Origin of the sequence: Streptomyces sp. NPDC050264 (assembly GCF_040655895.1) — a bacterium.
Taxonomy (GTDB): Bacteria; Actinomycetota; Actinomycetes; order Streptomycetales; family Streptomycetaceae; genus Streptomyces.
This window is the reverse complement of the sequence record NZ_JBFAKV010000023.1, coordinates 44875-61893: the sequence shown is the minus strand read 5'-3', so window position 1 is coordinate 61893 and position 17019 is coordinate 44875. Positions and strand designations below refer to the sequence as shown.

At 68.5% G+C, this 17019-nt stretch carries 19 protein-coding genes and 3 pseudogenes; 11 read left to right on the top strand and 11 right to left on the bottom strand.

The features are described from left to right. Positions 1-10 precede the first annotated feature (10 nt). Complete coding sequence (locus AB0J02_RS32805) at positions 11-244, bottom strand: hypothetical protein (protein WP_363197461.1); 234 nt, start codon at positions 242-244, stop codon at positions 11-13. A gap of 105 nt (positions 245-349) precedes the next feature. Next, positions 350-652, bottom strand: a complete 303-nt coding sequence (locus AB0J02_RS32800; RefSeq protein ID WP_363197460.1) for a hypothetical protein — start codon at positions 650-652, stop codon at positions 350-352. Between the two features lie 416 nt (positions 653-1068). Here AB0J02_RS32800 and AB0J02_RS32795 point away from each other — a divergent pair, with 416 nt between their 5' ends. Next, on the top strand, positions 1069-1443 hold the full coding sequence (locus AB0J02_RS32795; RefSeq protein WP_363197459.1) for a hypothetical protein: 375 nt from the start codon (positions 1069-1071) through the stop codon (positions 1441-1443). Here the strand turns inward: AB0J02_RS32795 and AB0J02_RS32790 are convergent. Then, positions 1403-2262 (bottom strand): annotated as a pseudogene (locus tag AB0J02_RS32790) (IS5 family transposase). The gene AB0J02_RS32795 and the pseudogene AB0J02_RS32790 sit on opposite strands and share 41 nt — an antisense overlap. Positions 2263-2387: 125 nt before the next feature. On the opposite strand from AB0J02_RS32790, the gene AB0J02_RS32785 reads away from it, so the two are divergent. Together AB0J02_RS32785 and AB0J02_RS32780 are read left to right on the top strand one after the other, a co-directional pair. Next, positions 2388-2957, top strand: coding sequence for a hypothetical protein (locus AB0J02_RS32785; protein WP_363197458.1), 570 nt, complete (start codon positions 2388-2390; stop codon positions 2955-2957). Then, positions 2954-3298, top strand: coding sequence for a hypothetical protein (locus tag AB0J02_RS32780; protein WP_363197457.1), 345 nt, complete (start codon positions 2954-2956; stop codon positions 3296-3298). Before AB0J02_RS32785 ends, AB0J02_RS32780 begins: the two co-directional genes overlap by 4 nt. A 666-nt stretch (positions 3299-3964) precedes the next feature. Here AB0J02_RS32780 and AB0J02_RS32775 read toward each other — a convergent pair. From AB0J02_RS32775 to AB0J02_RS32755, 5 genes are all read right to left on the bottom strand, one after another. Then, a complete protein-coding gene (locus AB0J02_RS32775) occupies positions 3965-4765 on the bottom strand; it encodes a hypothetical protein (protein ID WP_363197456.1) in 801 nt (266 codons plus the stop codon). Positions 4766-4971: 206 nt separating this feature from the next. Further along, positions 4972-5646, bottom strand: coding sequence for a hypothetical protein (locus AB0J02_RS32770; RefSeq protein WP_363197455.1), 675 nt, complete (start codon positions 5644-5646; stop codon positions 4972-4974). 826 nt (positions 5647-6472) lie between these two features. Next, positions 6473-7657 (bottom strand): lipase family protein, encoded by a 1185-nt coding sequence (locus tag AB0J02_RS32765; RefSeq protein ID WP_363197454.1) that lies wholly within the window; start codon positions 7655-7657, stop codon positions 6473-6475. A gap of 345 nt (positions 7658-8002) precedes the next feature. Then, entirely contained in the window at positions 8003-8347 is a 345-nt protein-coding gene (locus tag AB0J02_RS32760) for a hypothetical protein (protein WP_363197453.1), read from the bottom strand. A gap of 825 nt (positions 8348-9172) precedes the next feature. Continuing rightward, positions 9173-9763 (bottom strand): DUF5937 family protein, encoded by a 591-nt coding sequence (locus AB0J02_RS32755; RefSeq protein WP_363197452.1) that lies wholly within the window; start codon positions 9761-9763, stop codon positions 9173-9175. Between the two features lie 491 nt (positions 9764-10254). Between AB0J02_RS32755 and AB0J02_RS32750 the strand changes: the two genes are divergently transcribed. The 4 genes and pseudogenes from AB0J02_RS32750 (at position 10255) to AB0J02_RS32735 (ending at position 12360) form a co-directional block, all read left to right on the top strand. Beyond that, positions 10255-10575 carry a hypothetical protein gene (locus AB0J02_RS32750; RefSeq protein WP_363197451.1) on the top strand — a complete coding sequence of 107 codons (321 nt, stop codon included), beginning with the start codon at positions 10255-10257 and terminating at the stop codon, positions 10573-10575. 216 nt (positions 10576-10791) lie between these two features. After that, positions 10792-11025 (top strand): annotated as a pseudogene (locus AB0J02_RS32745) (SDR family NAD(P)-dependent oxidoreductase); the annotation flags it as partial. A 94-nt stretch (positions 11026-11119) separates the two neighbouring features. Then, positions 11120-11563: a hypothetical protein gene (locus AB0J02_RS32740; protein ID WP_363197562.1), complete on the top strand. Its 444-nt coding sequence runs from the start codon at positions 11120-11122 to the stop codon at positions 11561-11563. 5 nt (positions 11564-11568) lie between these two features. Beyond that, a complete protein-coding gene (locus AB0J02_RS32735; RefSeq protein ID WP_363197450.1) occupies positions 11569-12360 on the top strand; it encodes a carbon-nitrogen hydrolase family protein in 792 nt (263 codons plus the stop codon). Positions 12361-12654: 294 nt separating this feature from the next. On the opposite strand, the pseudogene AB0J02_RS32730 reads toward AB0J02_RS32735, so the two are convergent. After that, positions 12655-12885: pseudogene (locus tag AB0J02_RS32730) on the bottom strand (ATP-binding protein); the annotation flags it as partial. A gap of 76 nt (positions 12886-12961) precedes the next feature. Here AB0J02_RS32730 and AB0J02_RS32725 point away from each other — a divergent pair. The 4 genes from AB0J02_RS32725 to AB0J02_RS32710 all read left to right on the top strand — a co-directional run bounded on the left by AB0J02_RS32725 (position 12962) and on the right by AB0J02_RS32710 (position 14969). Then, complete coding sequence (locus tag AB0J02_RS32725) at positions 12962-13576, top strand: ATP-dependent DNA ligase (protein ID WP_363197449.1); 615 nt, start codon at positions 12962-12964, stop codon at positions 13574-13576. A gap of 397 nt (positions 13577-13973) precedes the next feature. Further along, positions 13974-14435 carry a hypothetical protein gene (locus tag AB0J02_RS32720; RefSeq protein WP_363197448.1) on the top strand — a complete coding sequence of 154 codons (462 nt, stop codon included), beginning with the start codon at positions 13974-13976 and terminating at the stop codon, positions 14433-14435. An 88-nt stretch (positions 14436-14523) separates the two neighbouring features. Next, a complete protein-coding gene (locus tag AB0J02_RS32715) occupies positions 14524-14667 on the top strand; it encodes a hypothetical protein (RefSeq protein ID WP_363197447.1) in 144 nt (47 codons plus the stop codon). Continuing rightward, on the top strand, positions 14664-14969 hold the full coding sequence (locus AB0J02_RS32710; protein WP_363197446.1) for a hypothetical protein: 306 nt from the start codon (positions 14664-14666) through the stop codon (positions 14967-14969). The genes AB0J02_RS32715 and AB0J02_RS32710 overlap by 4 nt, the downstream gene beginning before the upstream one ends. Here AB0J02_RS32710 and AB0J02_RS32705 read toward each other — a convergent pair. Next, entirely contained in the window at positions 14963-15622 is a 660-nt protein-coding gene (locus AB0J02_RS32705) for a response regulator transcription factor (RefSeq protein ID WP_363197445.1), read from the bottom strand. The genes AB0J02_RS32710 and AB0J02_RS32705 overlap by 7 nt on opposite strands. Continuing rightward, a complete protein-coding gene (locus AB0J02_RS32700) occupies positions 15619-16914 on the bottom strand; it encodes a sensor histidine kinase (protein ID WP_363197444.1) in 1296 nt (431 codons plus the stop codon). The genes AB0J02_RS32705 and AB0J02_RS32700 overlap by 4 nt, the downstream gene beginning before the upstream one ends. Positions 16915-17019 lie beyond the last annotated feature (105 nt).

The window sequence follows — 17019 nt, the reverse complement described above, 5'->3', positions numbered from 1 at the left end:
GGGCATGACCTCACGGGCGCCAGAAGCTACGCCGGTCCGCGTCGTAACGTCGCTCATACCGGTCGCGCTGTGTCCGGCTCCGCCGGTACTCCACGTACTCCGGATCGTCCCTGCGCCACGGTCGGTCCCTGCGGCAGTAGCGGATGATGCCGTAGATCAGAGCGGCCGCGGCCAGCCACAGGATGGGCTTCACGAAGCCGAGCCCGACCAGGATCACGAAGACGACGAGCAGGGCAGGTATCACGTTATGCCCCTAACGGGGATTGTCGTCCGCGGCGCCTCCTGCCGAGGAGTAGCCGGTCCGGCCCCTCCGGTCCGGAGGAGGCCGGATCAGTTCATCGAGGCCGAGTCACCGGCGCGTGGTGTCCGTGCCTTCGCGGCTGCCGCTCTTGGCCAGTCCGCGGCTGATCACATAACCGATGGTCAGCAGGGTGACGTACAACCATGCTCGGTCGGCGGGGAAACGGTCCACACCGCTTGAGCCGTCGCCGACCGCCCAGGAGGCGACGAGGACGGCGATCACCGACGCGACGTAGGCGAAGAACTCCGAAGTCCTGAACGAGGGTTTCGTCTCCGCCGAAGTACGAGGTGTCGAATGCGTGTCCCGGATCGGGCCGGATTCCGGATACCCAGGGGACGAAGCTGCGGTCATCGTGTCTCTTCTTCCTGGATCGAGATGCCTGACGACATCTGTGCGAGCAGGCGCGTACCCGAGACGTGGGCATCGGAACGCGCCGGGGCGTGCGCCCTTTCGCCACCCGCGCTCCTTGGCCATGTGCCAGGGAGGCAGCAGAGGAGGCTGGGCCAGCCGCAGCTGTATCAGGCGGCCCCCGGAGGTTCCGGGGGCCGGTGGGGCCTTGCATCAGCGTGCATTCCGGCCGGAATTGTGCGCTTGCCGACCCGGCTGTAGCGGTCGCTGGCGGCCTCTGGCGCACATTGCGCCTGCCGAGAACGTCGTCCATGCAGATCAGAGGCTTGCTCGGGTGGTACGGCAGGATGACCACCAGTGTTGCTTCGTCTCTCCTGCCTGACCGTCACCAACATGTTCGCTGCGCTGGATTACTGCCGATGAGCGTCCACGACGAGGACGTGGAGAACTTCGCCCTGCCCCACCAGATCACCATCCTTGAACGCCAACTCAAGGCAGACCGGGCGCGGTTCGCCCCGGAGGACCGAGCGTGGCCGGCCGCTCTGCTGACACCCATGCCCCGCGCGGTGCTGCGCGGCTTGCGACTGCTGGTCCGGCCCGACACCGTGCTGCGCCGGCACCGCGACCTGAGCAAAACGGTGCCACGCCCGCACGTGTCGGCCGAAGAGGCCGGGCCGACCACCCACGGTCCGCTCGATCCGCACGCTGATCTTGCGCATGGTCCGCGAACTCTGCTGGGGCCAGGGAGTGTCCTCAAAGTGGGCGGAGCCAGAGGAGCGTTGATGCGAGGGTGACCGCGGCTTCGAACGAGGCCGCGGTCTTGTCGTAGCGGGTGGCGATGCCGCGCCAGTGCTTGAGGCGGTTGAAGCAGCGTTCGACGACGTTGCGGCGCCGGTAGACAGCCTTGTCAAAGCCGCATCGTCGTTCGCGGCGTCGTGCGCGCCCGGCGAGTTGGTCGACCCGTTCGGGAAGGGTGGCCTTGATGCCGCGTCGGCGCAGGTGTGCGCGGATGGCCCGGGATGAGTAGCTTTTGTCCGCGACCACCTGGTCCGGGCGGGTGCGGGGGCGTCCCGGCCCGGGGCGGGCCACGCGAATGCCCGCCATGAGCTGTTCGAACTGGGTGCAGTCGTTGCGGTTGCCGCCGGTGAGAGTGAACGAGAGAGGACGGCCGCGGCCGTCACAGGCCAGGTGGATCTTGGTGGTCAGTCCACCTCGGGATCGGCCGAGGGCGTGATCTGCTGGTTCGTCCCCTGCCCGGCCCCCCTCTTCGCGCCGGCGGCATGCTGATGGGCGCGGACCAGGGTGGAGTCGACCGCAACCAGCCAGTCCACGTCCGCTTTCGCATCCTGCTCGGCCTGGACCGCGGCAAGCATGCGGGTGAACGTGCCATCCAGCGCCCACCTGCGGAAACGTGTGTACAACGACTGCCACGGCCCGTACCGGGCGGGCATATCCCGCCAGGCGGCACCCGCACGGATCTTCCACACGATCCCGTTCAGCATCATCCGGTCGTCCGCACGAGGGCGACCGAACGATGCTGCCGGAAGGAACGGGCGACACAACTCCCATTCCTCATCGGTCAGTTCATAGCGGCGACTCACAAGAGCCATCATCCCGCGCCACTACTTTGAACACACGTCCTAATGGCTCGGGGAAACCAGCGGCGGGGCAGGCACAGCCAGGTACCGCCAGGGGCGGGCCCCTCGCCTGCCCGGGTGATCTTCGCTGTAGTGGCTCTGTGCAATCGGTGCGCGTCGGCAGGATGCGGGGCATGGTCTCCTTTCCCGGCGGAAATTTCACGATCACCAACTGTGATACCGGCCGGTGCCTTCGGGCGCGGCTGGGCGAGAGCAAGGACATCAGTGACTGCAAGGAGGGGACGAAGTACCTGTTGTCGAAGACCGATCCGCCTGCGCTGGAGCTGGGCGCGGACGACGGCAGCGCGGCGTGTGCCTGGTATCTGAACACCGGTGAGGACCCGCAGTACCGGATCCCGTACCTGCAGATCGTCAATGTCGCGGTGCGGGACCTGCAGAACATCGGCAACTACTGCGTCTGTCTGCAGACCGAGCGCCGCGCCAAACACGCCCCCGAGCACGACGAACTCGCCGCCGTTCACCGGGCGCTGACGGGCGGGCAGAAGCAGGAACTCGCCGCGGTGATCCCCACGGCATGGTCGGGGGACCAGAAGTCTGGTTCGCCCACTGCCTGGCCCACCTGCGCAAAGGCGAGGACACCTACCTGGATGAGGACTTCACCCTCGAGCTTCCCTGGGAGGGCGACTGCGGCGACCTGTTTGTCGCCTTGAAGCAGTACGCGCGCGCGGTCCGCTCCCACCTCCCTGTGGAAGAAGACCCGGGATTCTACGTCTCCCGGACGATGAGGATGGAAGGCTGCGGTGTCCGGGCACGCGGCGGCGCCACTCACCGGTGGACCACCGACGGCATTCACATCTACGCCACCGACAGCCGCACCCTCCCCGCGCCCCGAAGCTACTGGACCGACAGCGGCGGCCGCCTGATGGGCCAGGGGCAAGGCAGCGGCGCCCAGACCTGGACGATCAAACCCTGGGAGCCGCCGGCCGGCGAGCCCGCTGCGAACGCCTATGCGCGCACCGGCCTGTTCGGGCCCCTCGCCGCTTTCCTCTGAACAGCACTGGCCGCGGGGGTGCTGTCGCCACAGCCGGCGCAGGCGACCGCCCCTGTTCCCAAGCGCGCTGCCGGTGGCTGAGATCAGCGGTGTCGCCGTCGACCTGCTCCATGCCGAGGGGTAAGGAAGTCCGGGGACGGGGCCATGGCCCGACTCTCCCCGCTCAACACCTCAACCTGCACCTGCTGGGCCGATACAGCGGCCCGTCAGCATCCCGGCCGCCGGCGCTCCCGCGTCCGCTGCGCGACCCGGCCCGGGGCTGTACGCGGACCGTGACCCCGGTCAACACCTACCGCTTTTCGGCCGGGCACTTTCCGAGGTCCAGGATGCGTCAGGCTTGTGATTCGAGCAGCCAGCTGAGCGGGGTGTCCTCGTTGCGGTCACCGGCGGCCGTCTTCATCCGGCCCACGCTCACCTTCTCGGTACCGGTCTCCAGGGGGATGCGGTGATCGCGCGCCGGCGGACCTGGGCGGACTCGACGAGCTTGAACACCATCGACAGGGCCGCGGCCGGGTTGCCGGCCCCACGGGTGACCTTGGTCCTCACCAGCCTCCGGTGCCCGCGGCAGCGAACAGTTCGTGAGGCCCGGCCCGGCTCCGCGCCTGTCTGGCCGTCTGGCAGGAGGCGAACAGAGGTCCGCACGTCGCGTACATAGCCAGGTGTGTGTCAGGTGTTTCGGCGGTTTCCGTTGTCGTCGCAGGGCAGGTCGGCGGCGGTGTGGTGGGTGAGGAAGTCGCGGGTGGCCTGGCGTTCGGCTTCGGTGATGGCGGTGGGGCGGACGTTGATGGTGCCGCCGAAGGGGCGGTCGACGTCGCGGATGATGCACAGGGTGGTGGTCAGGAGCGCGGTGATGACGACGAGAGTGATGATCTGTCCGCGGTTGTTGCGGCGCGGCAGGCAGATGCCGAGGGCGATCACGGTGATGACCAGGGTTGCGAGCAGGAACCAGAGGATGGCGCTGGGGATGCTCGCGGTGGCCTGGGTGAGGCGTTCCTCGCGCTCGTCCGAACGCTTGTTGTCAGCGGTGACCAGCATGCCGAAGACCGGCTTGCCGTTCACCTCGCGAAAGACGCGCCGGAAGTCGGTGGACCAGACGCTGGGCGCCGCGGAGGCGTTTCCGTCGGCCATGGCCGGCCATTCCTTTGCGCGTACGGCACGGGCGTAGCAGACCGCGTCTGCCTGGACTTCGCCGCGCTGTGTCTCAGGAGCGTATTCGGCGGACTCGACGAGCTGGTCCAAGGCCCGGGCCTCACCGCGCGAGGCGACCTCGGCCTTGCCGTAGGAGCCGTTGGCGGTGACCAGGACGAACGCGAGCAGCAGCACGGTCAGCGTCAGCAGGGGGCCGACCAGGTCCTTCACCGCCATACCCGTGTCGTCGTCCTCGTTCAGGAGCCGGGGCCGCAGCCAGTGGTTGGCGGCGAGGCCGGCGAGAAGGGCCACTGCGGCGACGACGATGACAAGGACCATGGACGGGCACCTCCGGGTGGCACGGGTGAAGAGCCCCGCGTTCGGGGCGTCGGCATGATGTCCCGCGCCCAGGGCCGCGTGGAACAGCCGAAACGTCTCCTCGCCCTCGAATGAGTGAGGTCCTTTGGGCCGGAGAGCCCCGCGCCCCGAACCCCCCGTCACACCGCGCGCTCCCCATCTCTTCCGGCCTGCGGGGAGGGGGCGGCTCAGTCGTAGAGGAGGGAGGCGGAGTCGGTGATCGCGCCTTGGCGGCCGGGTGTGGTGTAGGCGAAGTTGAGTACGGTGCGCCGCGGTCCGGGACGAGCGAGGGGGGTGACGCGGTGGGCGGTGAGGTCGCTTCGCAGGAGATAGCCGTCGCCGGGCCGGTGGTGCACGTGCCGGGTGCCGGGTGCGTCGAGGGCGGCGAGGTCCCCGCGCCCGGGGTGGAACTCCAGCAGTCCGCCGTCGGCGGGGTGCGGTGGGGCCTCCAGGAAGAGGACCAGGGCGAGAGGGTAGTCGTCGGTGTGCCCGCCGTGGGTGTCCCCGGGGCGGTGCAGGATGTTCAGAACGTGCCGCTCGACGGGGTCGTGGACGGTAACGGCTGTCTCACCCAGGAGTGAGGAGAGCAGCCGTATCAGGTCCGGGTCCTGGTAGAGGCGCGTGATCAATGGGGAAGTACGGGCGATCCGGTGGCCGCCGAGCGTGGTCATGTGCCGGGGGCTGTCGGCCATGCTCGGCATGTCGAAGTCGCGCCGTACCGCGTCGGCCTCCAGCCGGCGGGCTTCCCCGGCGAGTTCCGCGAGCCCGGAGGGGCTGATGAGGCCGGGCAGGGCGAGGTAGCTGTCGGCACAGAACCGCCGCCGCAGGGGCTCCCGGCGCGCGGGCGCAGGCAAGGTGAACACGTGCGAAGCATCCCTCCTCCACGCAGGGGACAAACCGCCCCGACCACCTGCTCCTGTCTGCTCGCATGAGCGGAGTCGGGTGCGCGAAAACGGACTTTGCACGTCCGTGCCTCGCCGTACCGGCCGTCCCTCTCAAACGATCGAGTCCCTACCGGACCCGAAACGCCTCAGTGAGCCTTTCCCAACCTGCTGGACCTGGCCAGTTGAGTCCCTCAGGAGTGCCCGCCCCGCAACGGGTGAGCACCACAAGCACAGCTCGACTGCTCGTCCACGACTACGCCTCTCGTGTGGCGGCGATCCGACCAGCACAGATGACAGGTTGGAAAGGCTCAGTGCTTGACCTGGACGATGACCCGCTCGGTGCGTACCCCTCCCGTGCCGTCGCGCAGTACGCGATCCAGGGAGATATCGCGTCCGGGGTCCGGGGCGTGGGTATGCATGAGCCATTGAACGTTCTCGTGCTCAGGGATGTCGCGCCGCAGGTCGTACAGCAGCCGTTCGAATCCGTCGTCCGCCGGCTTCTCCCATGGCAGAGCCAGCGTTGCGGAGCCGGGTGAGGCGCCCGCCTGCGGCTTGACCGAGATCGATCTCTGGAACAGGGAGCGGGTCGCTGTCGCCCAGCGAGCCGGCGTCGATGTCGGCCAGCTCGCTCGGCCAGTCGGACTCGAAAATGTCGTGCCAGTCCTGCCTCTGGTTGAAGCGCAGGTGACGGTGCATGTCGGATCAACGCCCGGTGCGCTCGGTGCTGTCTCCCAGCAGTCGTTCGATCTCGCCGATGGCCGCCTCTATCTTCGGAGTGTGGGCATTGGCCAGGAGCTCCCTGGGGTCAGCAGGTGCTGGGTGCGGTCTTGCCGGTGAAGCGGTCGGCGAGCCAGGGCAGGCCGTCGGCGCTGGTGGCCGCTGCCGCGGCGATGTGGCCGGGGATGAGGTTGCCGGCGAACTTCACCGTCGCGCCGCGCCGGCACCAGTCGGCGGCCAGGGTCTTGCCGACGTATTGGGGGATGACGTCGTCCAGGGCGCTGTGGGAGAGCAGGACGGGCACTACGGGCTTGGCCCGGCCGAGTTGTTGGTCGGCCACGATCGTCTTCCACGGTGCGCGGTGCAGGCGCTCGGTCAGCGGGCGCCCGTCCGCTGTCAGATGGCGCGAGTTCAGAAACGGGTATCTGGCGAGAGCCTGCGCGGTGCACAGGTTGTCCCTCAGGTCGTGGGTCACGCGTTTGCCGTGGGCGTTCAGATAGGGGTCGATGTCGATGCCGTAGGCGGTGGCCAGGCCGGAGAGGGCGTAGTTGAAGAATGCCCCGTAGGCGGAGCCGTCCAGGTTCTCGGCCACCTTGTTCATGTCGGCGGGCGGGGCGCCGACGACGGCGCCCTTGATCTTGAGCTCGGGTGCGTAGGCGGGGGCCAGTTCGGCGGCGGCAGCGGTGGCGCCGCCGCCCTGGGAGTAGCCGTAGAGCGCGACCGGGCCGGCGTCCGGAAGATCGACCGTGTCCAGACGCTGAGCGGCCCGGACGGAGTCCAGGACGGCGCGGCCCTGTGCCTCGCGGGTCATGTACGTGTGCACTCCGGGCGTGCCGAGCCCCTGATAGTCGGTCACCACCACGGCGTAGCCCTGCTCCAGGAGCTTCTTGACGGGCAGCGCCTCGTACTCGGTGCCCTCGGCCAGCTGGCGTGAGGGGGCGCATTTGTCCGCCAGGCCCTGCGTGCCGGGGGCGAAGGCGACGATGGGGCGCGGGCCGTGTGGAGAAGTGGCGGCATTCAGTACGGTGCCGGTGACGGCGATCACCTTGCCGGTGCGGTCCGTGGTGCGGTACATGATCCTGTGCGCGGACGCCTTGACCTTGATCGCCTTGAGCGGATCCAGGTAGAAGACGCTCGGTTCAGAGCTGAGCACGTCACCGTTGCGGGCGGCCAGGAGGGCCGGCTGGGCAGGGGAGTGCGGACGGCTGTCGGCACTCGCCGCCGGGCCGGTGGTGAAGACGAGGGTCAGCGCAGCGGCGACTGCAGCGGTCAAGACCGCCGCACGCTGGCCTGACGCGTAACGACAAAGCACGAGGTCCCCCTCGATCGATGAGATGAATGACTGGCCGGCCGCCGGAGGGGCAGCGCCACACACGACACATCCACAGACGCGCCGCCTACGTGCCGGGCTCGGCAGCTGACCTACAGACCCCTCGCCCAGGCGCTTCGAGGAAGGCGCGCTTGTTCACTCGCTGCGAAGAAAGCGTGCCGCTGCCCCGCTGACAAGCCGAAAGCGCACCAGGTGCGGCGGCCGCAACACTGCACCGGACCCGCTGCCAGGGCCACCGACCCTGGCAGCAAGCCGGTCCTGAGGGGACATCAGCGGATGAAAATGCGCTCAGTCGAAGACGACCGAGCGCACCTTCAGTCGCTCCGAAGCCCCGCCGGTGTGCGGGCGGAGCCTGAAGAACTCGCCCTGGCAGCCGGGCTCGCTGAAGACTGTGGCCCAGGCGTCGGTGCGGTTCTTGGGGGAGTGGCCGGGCTGTGGGTTGTCCTGGCCGACGCCGGGAAGGGTGAGGCACTGCTCGTTGGGCGGGTCGGTGAGGAAGCCGGTGACTGCGTAGCCCTCGTCGGTGACGTAGTCGTAGCGGAACTGGCCGGTTGCGGCAGAGGCGGAAGCGGGGTTCACGGCGAGGAGCAGTGCGGCGCCGAGAACGGCCGTGAAGGCGGAGCGAAAACGCATCGAGGGATCTTTCTGCCGGTGGAAACGGAACATGCCGTGGCCTTACTGCCCACTCAGCGCGCAGGGCACCGGCGCTTCACCCGTACGGACAGTGAGGAAACGAACCTGCACTACCCCGAATGGCTCCGAGACCCGCCTGGGGGCCGAGGGCGGGTGGTCAGGGGCTCTGCGGCCCGGACGCGATCGGCGGGGGCAGGCTGCGTTATGTGGAGGAGGTGTGCCCGCGATGTCGTTCACACGGTTGTGGGGCCGCAGCGGCCCAGGCGAAAACCAGGGTGTAGCCGAGTTGTCCTGGACGAAGCCCAATAGCCTGGCCTGCGACCCCCTACGACCTGCGAGCCGCGCTTCGTTCCGAGGGGACGCCGGCCAGCTCCCCCTGAGGCTGGTCAGGTAGCCGACGGCCCTGGCGGAGCCGCCCGCACGCACCATCAAGGGGACAGCTACGTCGGGCGTGGCCGACGGGCCGGTCGTCGAGGTGGCGGCGGGCACCACACGGCATGCGGTAGGCGCGCTGACCCGCGTGCGATAACAGGCAGGTCATGATCCATGTCCAGGCTTGGGCCATTGCGCCCCGTGGCCCGCCGACGCCGGACTACGCTGCCGATCGTGCGGAACACGAAGGCCTTCAAGGAATCCGTAGCCCAGACACTCGCCGAACTGGCCTCCTCGCTCGGGTCGATGCGGAGGACCAGCACCAGCAGTTCCCGACCGGTCATGATTGTGGAGAGGCCGCGTTCAGGAGAGCGCGTCCAGCTGGGGTGAGTTGGTGCGTGGCCGTGCGACCGGCCCGGCTGCTGTCGATCAGCCCGGCGTCTCGCAGGATGGTCAGGTGTTCGCTGGCCGTCGGGGGAGTGCGCTCACCAGCCTGGCCACAACGGTCGTCTGCAGGGGAGTGGTGAGCGCCGCCAGGATCCTCGACCGGGTCTCTCCCAGAAGACGGTCGAGGGACCTCGGGGTGGCGGGTGCCGCCCAGAGGTATCGTCCGGATGCCGGGTAGTAGATCGCTGGTGCCCAGTGGTCGGAAGTGGTGCACTGCATCCGGTCGGTGATGAACAGCGACGGCACCAGAATGAGTCCCTCAGGGCAGTCGACGTCGATGTCGACGCTCTTCTCGACGTCAATGGTGTCGCCTCCGCACACGGCGGAAGGGTGCAAACGCGGAAGGAATGCGCGGAGCCCCTCGCGGTTGACCTGGATGGCCCGGTCCAGCATTTCGGCACGCAGCGCCTGCCGCTTGGACGGCCATTCCGGTTCGACCGCTGCCTTCCAGAGTCGGCGAAGCGCAACGGCGGCCTCGGACCTGGCTCGGTCGGGGTCATCGAGCAGTCGGCGGCCCATGTCCGCCCCGCGCCCCTTCGTGGCGTCGACCAGCTCGGCGTACGTCTGGTCCGTGGGCGCGGCGAGAAGGGCGTCCATCCCTTCCTCGAACGTCGGCTCACTGGACATCGGCGACGGGTCGAGGAAGTCGGGTCGAGGAAGTCGGGTCGATACGCGCCATCGGCCATGAAGACCGTGAGCGCCCTCAGGTCCAGGAGCGGGAGAGGGCGGCGGCGACGGCGAAGCCACGGGTGGAACATCGGGTGACGCTGCGGTTCGGTCAAGAGCTGGGCGAGGCTGACCACTTCGTGGATCGGCGACATCGCCCACCGCACGCTCCCAGCACCAGCGCCCAATCGGTAGCGGATCACTCCTCTATCGTTAGGCCACCGTCGAAGTGAGCGCAGGCAGAACGGCGAAGCCTTGAGACTCGGGTCATGACGGACACGGAGTCGACAGCCCGGGTTTCCGGGCAACCCGAGCGAGCCCGACAGACACGGACGATCCGGCTGGGCGCCGGCAAACCGACCATCGAAATTCTCGCCGGCCCGGCGGAGACCAGCGGGATCGTGAGCATCTACCGATGGCGCATGTCGCCCTCCAGCCGGGGACCCGCCCCGCACTTTCATACGATCTTCAGCGAGACCTTCATCGTGGAAGAAGGTGACGTCGACTACTTCGACGGGCGGGCCTGGCGAACTCTGCTGCCCGGCGACACCGCGCATGCCGCGGCGGGCGACATCCACGCACTGCGCAAGGAGCGTGCCGGACCTGCCACCCTCCTGATGGCACTCTCGCCAGGCGTACCGCGAGAGCAGTACTTCGAGCAGCTCGCCACCGTGGACGAGCGGGACATGAGCCGACTTCACGAAGCCCACGACAACCACTTCGCCGACGTCCACGAGCGGTGAAGACACTTCCCTGTTCACGCGTGATCGCCACCGTCAAGCCCGAGTCCGGAGGCCGACGTCGTCCGCAGGCACCCGCAAAGTGCCGGTGAATTCCGTCGACGACCTGGAACAGGCTCGTGAGACGTTCGCCGCGTTCGACGCCGGCACCCTCGGCAAGTTCGCACGCACCATCGGTGGATCTCCCTTCCCCACTGGTTCCCCAGCAAAGGATTCACTGTGCCTAGCATCGCCATCATCGGAGCAGGCCCCGGCATGGGCCTGGCCATCGCCCGCACCTTCGCCTCCCACGGCTACGACGTCGCTCTCCTCGCCCGCAACCCCGACAAGCTCAACGACTTGGCCGGCCGACTCGAGGCCGAAGGCATCACCGCCGCCGCATTCCCCGCGGACGTACGCGACCACGACGCACTCACCCAGGCACTCAAGGACGCCGCCACCGGCTTCGACGGCATCGACGTCCTGGAATCACTCCCCCGCCGGCAGCCTCCAGTCCACGACGCTCACCAACCCGTCCGAGACCAACCCGTCCGATGTGCAATGGGCGATGGACCTCCTGCTCTACGGGGCCATCGCCGCCCCACGAGCCGTGCTGCCCGCAATGCGCGAAGCCGGCGCCGGCACCCCGCTCTACACCAACGGCGCCGGCTCGCTCGCCCCCACCCCGATGCTTGGCAACCTCAACGCCGCCCAGGCCGCGCTGCGCAACTGGGTAATCGGCCTGCACAAGGAACTGGCCGACACCGGCGTCCAGGCCGCACACGCCGCCATCGGCGTGTGGATCGGCACCGACGGCCCGCCGGGGGTACCGGCGGCCTCGGCCGAGGAGATCGCCCCCTCTACTGGGACCTGCACACCCAGCGCAACGAAGCCGAGCGCGTCTACACCGTCTGACGCCGTCGGCGCGAACAATTCACCGAAGGCGGTGGCCCGACCCCTGGGCAGTGCAGCCGAATCGCCCCGCGGGTGTCCGGACTATGCAGCACAATGAGTCGCATGACAAGACTTCGCATCGCGCTCGCCAACCTTGAAATTCCCGAGAATCCAGAAGACTCCGTGGTGCGAGCCGAGCGCGCGGTCAGAGCCGCTGCTGCTGCCGACGCGCGTATCGTGTGCTTCCCGGAAGCGTACGTGCCGGGCTACCCATGGCCGCCGCAATCGCGTAAGGCCGTGAGCGCCAACTTCTTGGAAGCTGCGCACGAGCGCATCGCCCAAGCCGCGCGGGAGAGCCACATCTCCGTGGTGCTCGGTACGGAGCGGTACATTTCCGACAAGCCACGTCTGACCACGCTCGTGCTTCGGCCCGACGGCGAACGAGCGGGTTATCAGGACAAGGTGCAGCTCGACCCAGCAGAAGATTCCACATATGAAGCGGGCAGCGATCGCCGAATATTCGAGGTCGACGGCTTCCGCTTCGGCATCGTGATTTGCCACGAGGGCTTTCGCTATCCGGAGACGGTACGCTGGGCCGTTTGCAACGGCGCCCAGTTGGTGTTCCACCCGCACTATAACGAAGCAGAGCCCGGCGCGTTTCAGCCAACTGAATTCGCCGACCCGAAAAACTCCTTCCACGAGAAGGCATTTCTATGTCGCGCCGCCGAGAACAATTGCTACATCGCCGCCGTCAACTGCGCGAGCCCGGGATCGCCCACGACATCCGCCGTAGTGCGGCCAGACGGCACGCTGCTTAGCCATCAACCTTACGGAAAGCCCGGGCTGTTGGTCTGCGACATCGATCCCGCCGAAGCCACGCCACTGCTCGCGCAACGCCTGAAAACCTGTTCTTGAGTTGTCGAGCAGCGCTCGGTTGAGTCGTTCGACCTTGCCGTTTGACTGGGGTCAGTGCCGCACGGCCCACAGATACGGACACCTCACGGAGAACGATCACACACCTCACGGGAAACGACCTGCAAAGCGCCGAGACGTCCCTGATCAGAGGCAATCGTGAACACCGGGCGTGCGCATCAACGCCTCGTCGGCCGGGCAAAAGAGCGCCGACGTGCCCGGCCCCGCAGGCCGGCGCCGCCTTCGTCGGCCCGCGGCGACCGCGGCGGCCCGGGCGGCCTGCTGTTCGGCGCGGGCGCGGGTGGCGGCCAGCCGGTAGGAGTCGGTGCCGGTTTCGATGATGTTGCCGCCGAGCGTCAATCGGTCCACTATGGCCGCGCAGAGCCTTGGATCCGTGAAGGTTTTGGTCCAGCCGCCGAAGGATTCATTGGAGGTGATCGCCACAGAATTCTTTTCCTCACGCTCCGTCAATACCTGGAACAGCAGCTCCGCCCCGCGACGATGAAGCTCCATGTAGCCGAGTTCATCACTGGCGCAGCAGGTTCCCGCCCTGCCCGAAGGCCCGGGCTGGTGGTACGAACCGAAGCTCGACGGCGACCGCGGCGTGCTGTGGCGACGCGAAACCGTCCGCATCCAAACCCGCTCCGGACGCGACGTCACCCAGCCGTGGCTCGACATCGCCACGGCCGCCATGGAGCTCCCGCCCGACACCGTCCTCGATGGTGAACTGGTCATCTGGCGCGACGGGAAAAGCGACTTCGACGCGGTCCGCTCGCGCGCCTCGGCCCGCGGCCGGCGCCTGGCCTACCTCGCCCACCGCTACCCCGCCAGCTGCGCCGCGTGGGACTGCCTCATGACCGACGGCCAGGACCTGCGGGCCCGCTCGTACCTGGAGCGGAGCGCCGCCCTCCTGGAGGTGCTCGAACCCCTCGGTCCGCCATTGCAGGCGGTGCCTGCGACCGATGACGTCGACGTCACCCGCGTGTGGTCTGAGGTCCTGCCGGAGCAGGGGGTGGACGGCATCGTGGCCAAGTGCGCAACGGGCCTCTACCGGTGGGCCGGTCGTGGCGGAAGGTGCGGCACAGTGAGAGGCTCGACGCCGACGTCGTCGGCTGCACCGGCACCTCCACGAGCCCCAAGCACCTGGCTGTGCGGCTTCCTGATGGCCGTACCGCGCTCACCCAGACCCTGCCCGGGACGCTGGCCGCGCAGATCGTAGAACACCTGAGTGCCGCCGATGGCCCGACGCGGCGCGCGCGTACGAACTCGGGTGACAGCTACGCCACCGCGGCGCACGGCCTGGTCGTCGAGGTCGCGGCGGGTACGACGCGACCCGGTCGTGACCGTGACTCGCGTGAGATGAGCAGATGGTTCCGCCTCCCGACCACCTGTCAACCCCAGGGGTAACTCCCTCTCGGTACCCGACGAGAGGGAAACGACATGACCCCACTTCCCCGCGCCCCTGAACAGACGATCCCCACCCCGCTGCGCCACGCCGACGCCCGCGCGGCGCAGCAGCGCGCGGCCACCTCGCTGACTTCGTTGGCACGGTCGGCGGTCAGATGGAGGCCGCGGCACTACTCAGCATCAGCAAAGCCGCCGTCTCCAAAGCGTTGGTGAGGGCGCGGAGCCGTGAACTGCGGGAGCCCGTGCTGGCCGACTACGCGGAGCTGGACCTGCCCGCCTGCGCGGTGCAAGTGCCCACCGTCGAAGAGTGGCAGGCGATGGAAGGCAACGAGCAACTGGTGGCGGCTGAGCGGGCCGTGCAGACCTGGTCGGCCCTGGCCACGACGGGGGAGCGCCTGTACCGCGAGACGCACAGCGCTGGCGAGTGGCTGGCCAGCGCCAGCATCGGATACGCGGACCCGGACGACGACGAGGACGCCGCCCAGCGGCCGGCTCTGGTCACGGACGCCGACGTCACCGCCGTCACGGCACAGGACCGCCACGCCTACTCGCCGCAGATCACCGTGCTCAGCGACATCGCCCGCGCCCTGGAGGACCAGGCGCACGCCGTATTCCGCGCCCGCGACTGGTGGCAGAGCCAAGTCGACCACCAGCACGGCGAGTTCGAGTAGCACGACCCGTTTCGGGAGGGTGGCCGTCCACTGCCAGGCGCACGGCCACCCCGCTGCTCCCGACCCGTCACAGACCAGGAGAGCAACCATGATGCCGTTCCCCCGCTACGTCCTTGCCCCGACCCACCTCACCGGCGACCTCTTCGGCTGGCAGCTGCACCGCGACGGCCGCCTCCTGGACTGCCACGAGACCTTCGCGCAGGACTTCGACCGCGACGTCGAGGCGACATGAACTGGGCCGAGCAGATCATCGGCACCCGGCTGAACTGGCAGCACACCCGCAAGGGCGGCCCGGACCGGTGGCTTGCCACCGACGACCGCGCCGCGGCCGGCACCGACGTGCTGCGCTCGGTCCAGCCCGGCACGCTCTTGGTCGCGGTCGGTCCCGGCGCCTCGGGCAAGAGCACCTTCGCGGCCGAGGGTCAGATCGTCACGGTGGTCTGCCTCGACTCGCTACGCGTGGAGATCGGAGGCGACTTCTCTGTCAAGTTCCGCGCGTTGAACTTTGGCCTCTCGCGGGAGCCCGCTCAGTAGGACGGCGCCACTAGACCCGCTTCGTAAGCGAGGATCACGAGTTGTACCCGGTCACGTGCGTCGAGCTTGGCGAGCAGCCGGGTCAGATAGGTCTTGGCTGTGGCGACGCTGATGGAGAGCTGGTCGGCGATCTCGGCGTTGGACAGGCCCCTGCCGACCAGGGTGAGCACCTCACGTTCCCGGACGGTGATGCGCTCGAGTTCCGTCCGCCATGTCGGCGTCGCTGTAGGGCGGTCGGCGAACTCCTTTATCAGTCTGCGGGTGACGCTCGGTGCGATGAGGGCGTCCCCGGCAGCCACGATACGGACTGCGGCCAGGATGTCGTCCAGGGCCATGTCCTTGACCAGGAACCCGGACGCGCCGGCGCGCAGCGCTCCGTAGACGCAGTCGTCGTCGTCGAAGGTCGTCAGGACAACAACGCGTGCGGTGTTGGTGCCCGTGGTGATCAGGCGGGTGGCTTCGATGCCGTCCACGCCGGGCATCCGGATGTCCATCACCACCACGTCGGGGCTGAGTTCCTCGGTCAGCCGGACCGCTTTGGCACCGTCTCCGGCCTCGCCCACGACCTGGACGTCCGCGGTGTCGGTGATGACCATCTGCAGGGCGGCGCGGATCAGGGGCTGGTCGTCGGCGAGTACCACCCGGATGGTCATCTGGCTCCAGCCTTCACTTCTGCTTCGGTCCCTGCCTCTGTCGGCACCGGTAGCCGGGCGGCTACCCGGAAGCCGCCCCCCGGACGGGGCCCGGCGGTGAAGCGGCCGTCCAGTAAGGTGACCCGCTCCCGCATACCGACCAGGCCGAATCCGGTGTCCGTGTCCTTCGTGTTTGCGCCGCCGAACTTCCCTCGGTCGACGACCTCGACGACGAGTTCGTCCTCCCGGTATTCGACTCTCACTTGACAGCGATCAGCAGCCGCGTGTCGTACGACGTTGGTCACTGCCTCTTGGACGATCCGGAACGCCGCGAGGTCGATGTCTGCGGGGAGCGGGCGGCGTTTGCCCTGCCACCACACTTCCACACGGACACCGGCGGCTGTGGTCGTCGCGGCGAGCCGTTCCAGGTCCGCCAGTCCGGCGGCCGGTTGCGAAGGAGTCTGTGTACGCCCCTGGTCGTGGTCGGTTGGTTCCTGATCTCGAGGGGCGGGTTCCTGCTCCTGGTCGGCCTGCCGTAGTGCGCCCAGCAGCCGCCGCAGTCCCGCCAGCGTCTCACGCCCCACGTGCTCCACGGCGATCATCGCCTCGCGAGCCCTGGCCGGCTGTGTCTCCACGACGCGGGCTGCGGCTCCGGCTTGCAGAGCGATGATGCCGATGCTGTGGGCGACCGTGTCGTGCATCTCGCGGGCGATGCGCAGCCGTTCTCTGGTGACTGCCTGGGCGGCGGCCCGGGCGTGCAGCTCTGCGGTGTGGGCGCGGGTCTGGTGCACAGAGTTGCCGATGAGCCAGGCGATGATGGCCGTCAGGGCGACGAAGGGTTCGGATGCGGTGCCGGATGCTCCACCCGTGATCCACCGCAGGAGGAAGTATCCGGCAAGCACGCCCAGCGCCCCGGCGCACGCGGTGATCGCGGTGCGCCGGGGCCGGGTGACCGCGACGTGGCAGAGGGCGACGTCCACTCCCAGGAACTGCAGGGGCGGAATCTCGTCCTGCTGCCAGGCCGCCGACGAGATGACCGTGCCGACGATCACCAGGCCGTACGCCAGCGCGGCTCTACGGCGCAGCAGCGCGCTGCCGGACAGGACCGCCAGGAAGGCAAGGGCGAGCAGCGCCTTGGCTGTGAGCGGGTCAAGGCCGTCCCGGGGATAGCTCAGGGAGTACTCGTGCCGCGGCGGCAACAGGACGTACTCCACGATGGGCTGCACTGCTGCCCCGACCCATACCAGTGCCGTCCACAGGCCCGGCGGTATGCGCTTGAGCAGCGGCAACGGCGGTGGCGGCGAGGCGGACATGCCGAGATCGTAAGCACGTACAAGCCAAAGGACATCGGCCTGTGGTCGTACAACCAGGGTCGACACCTGCGCCCGGCGATTGTCAGCACCGGTCCGACGACGAGC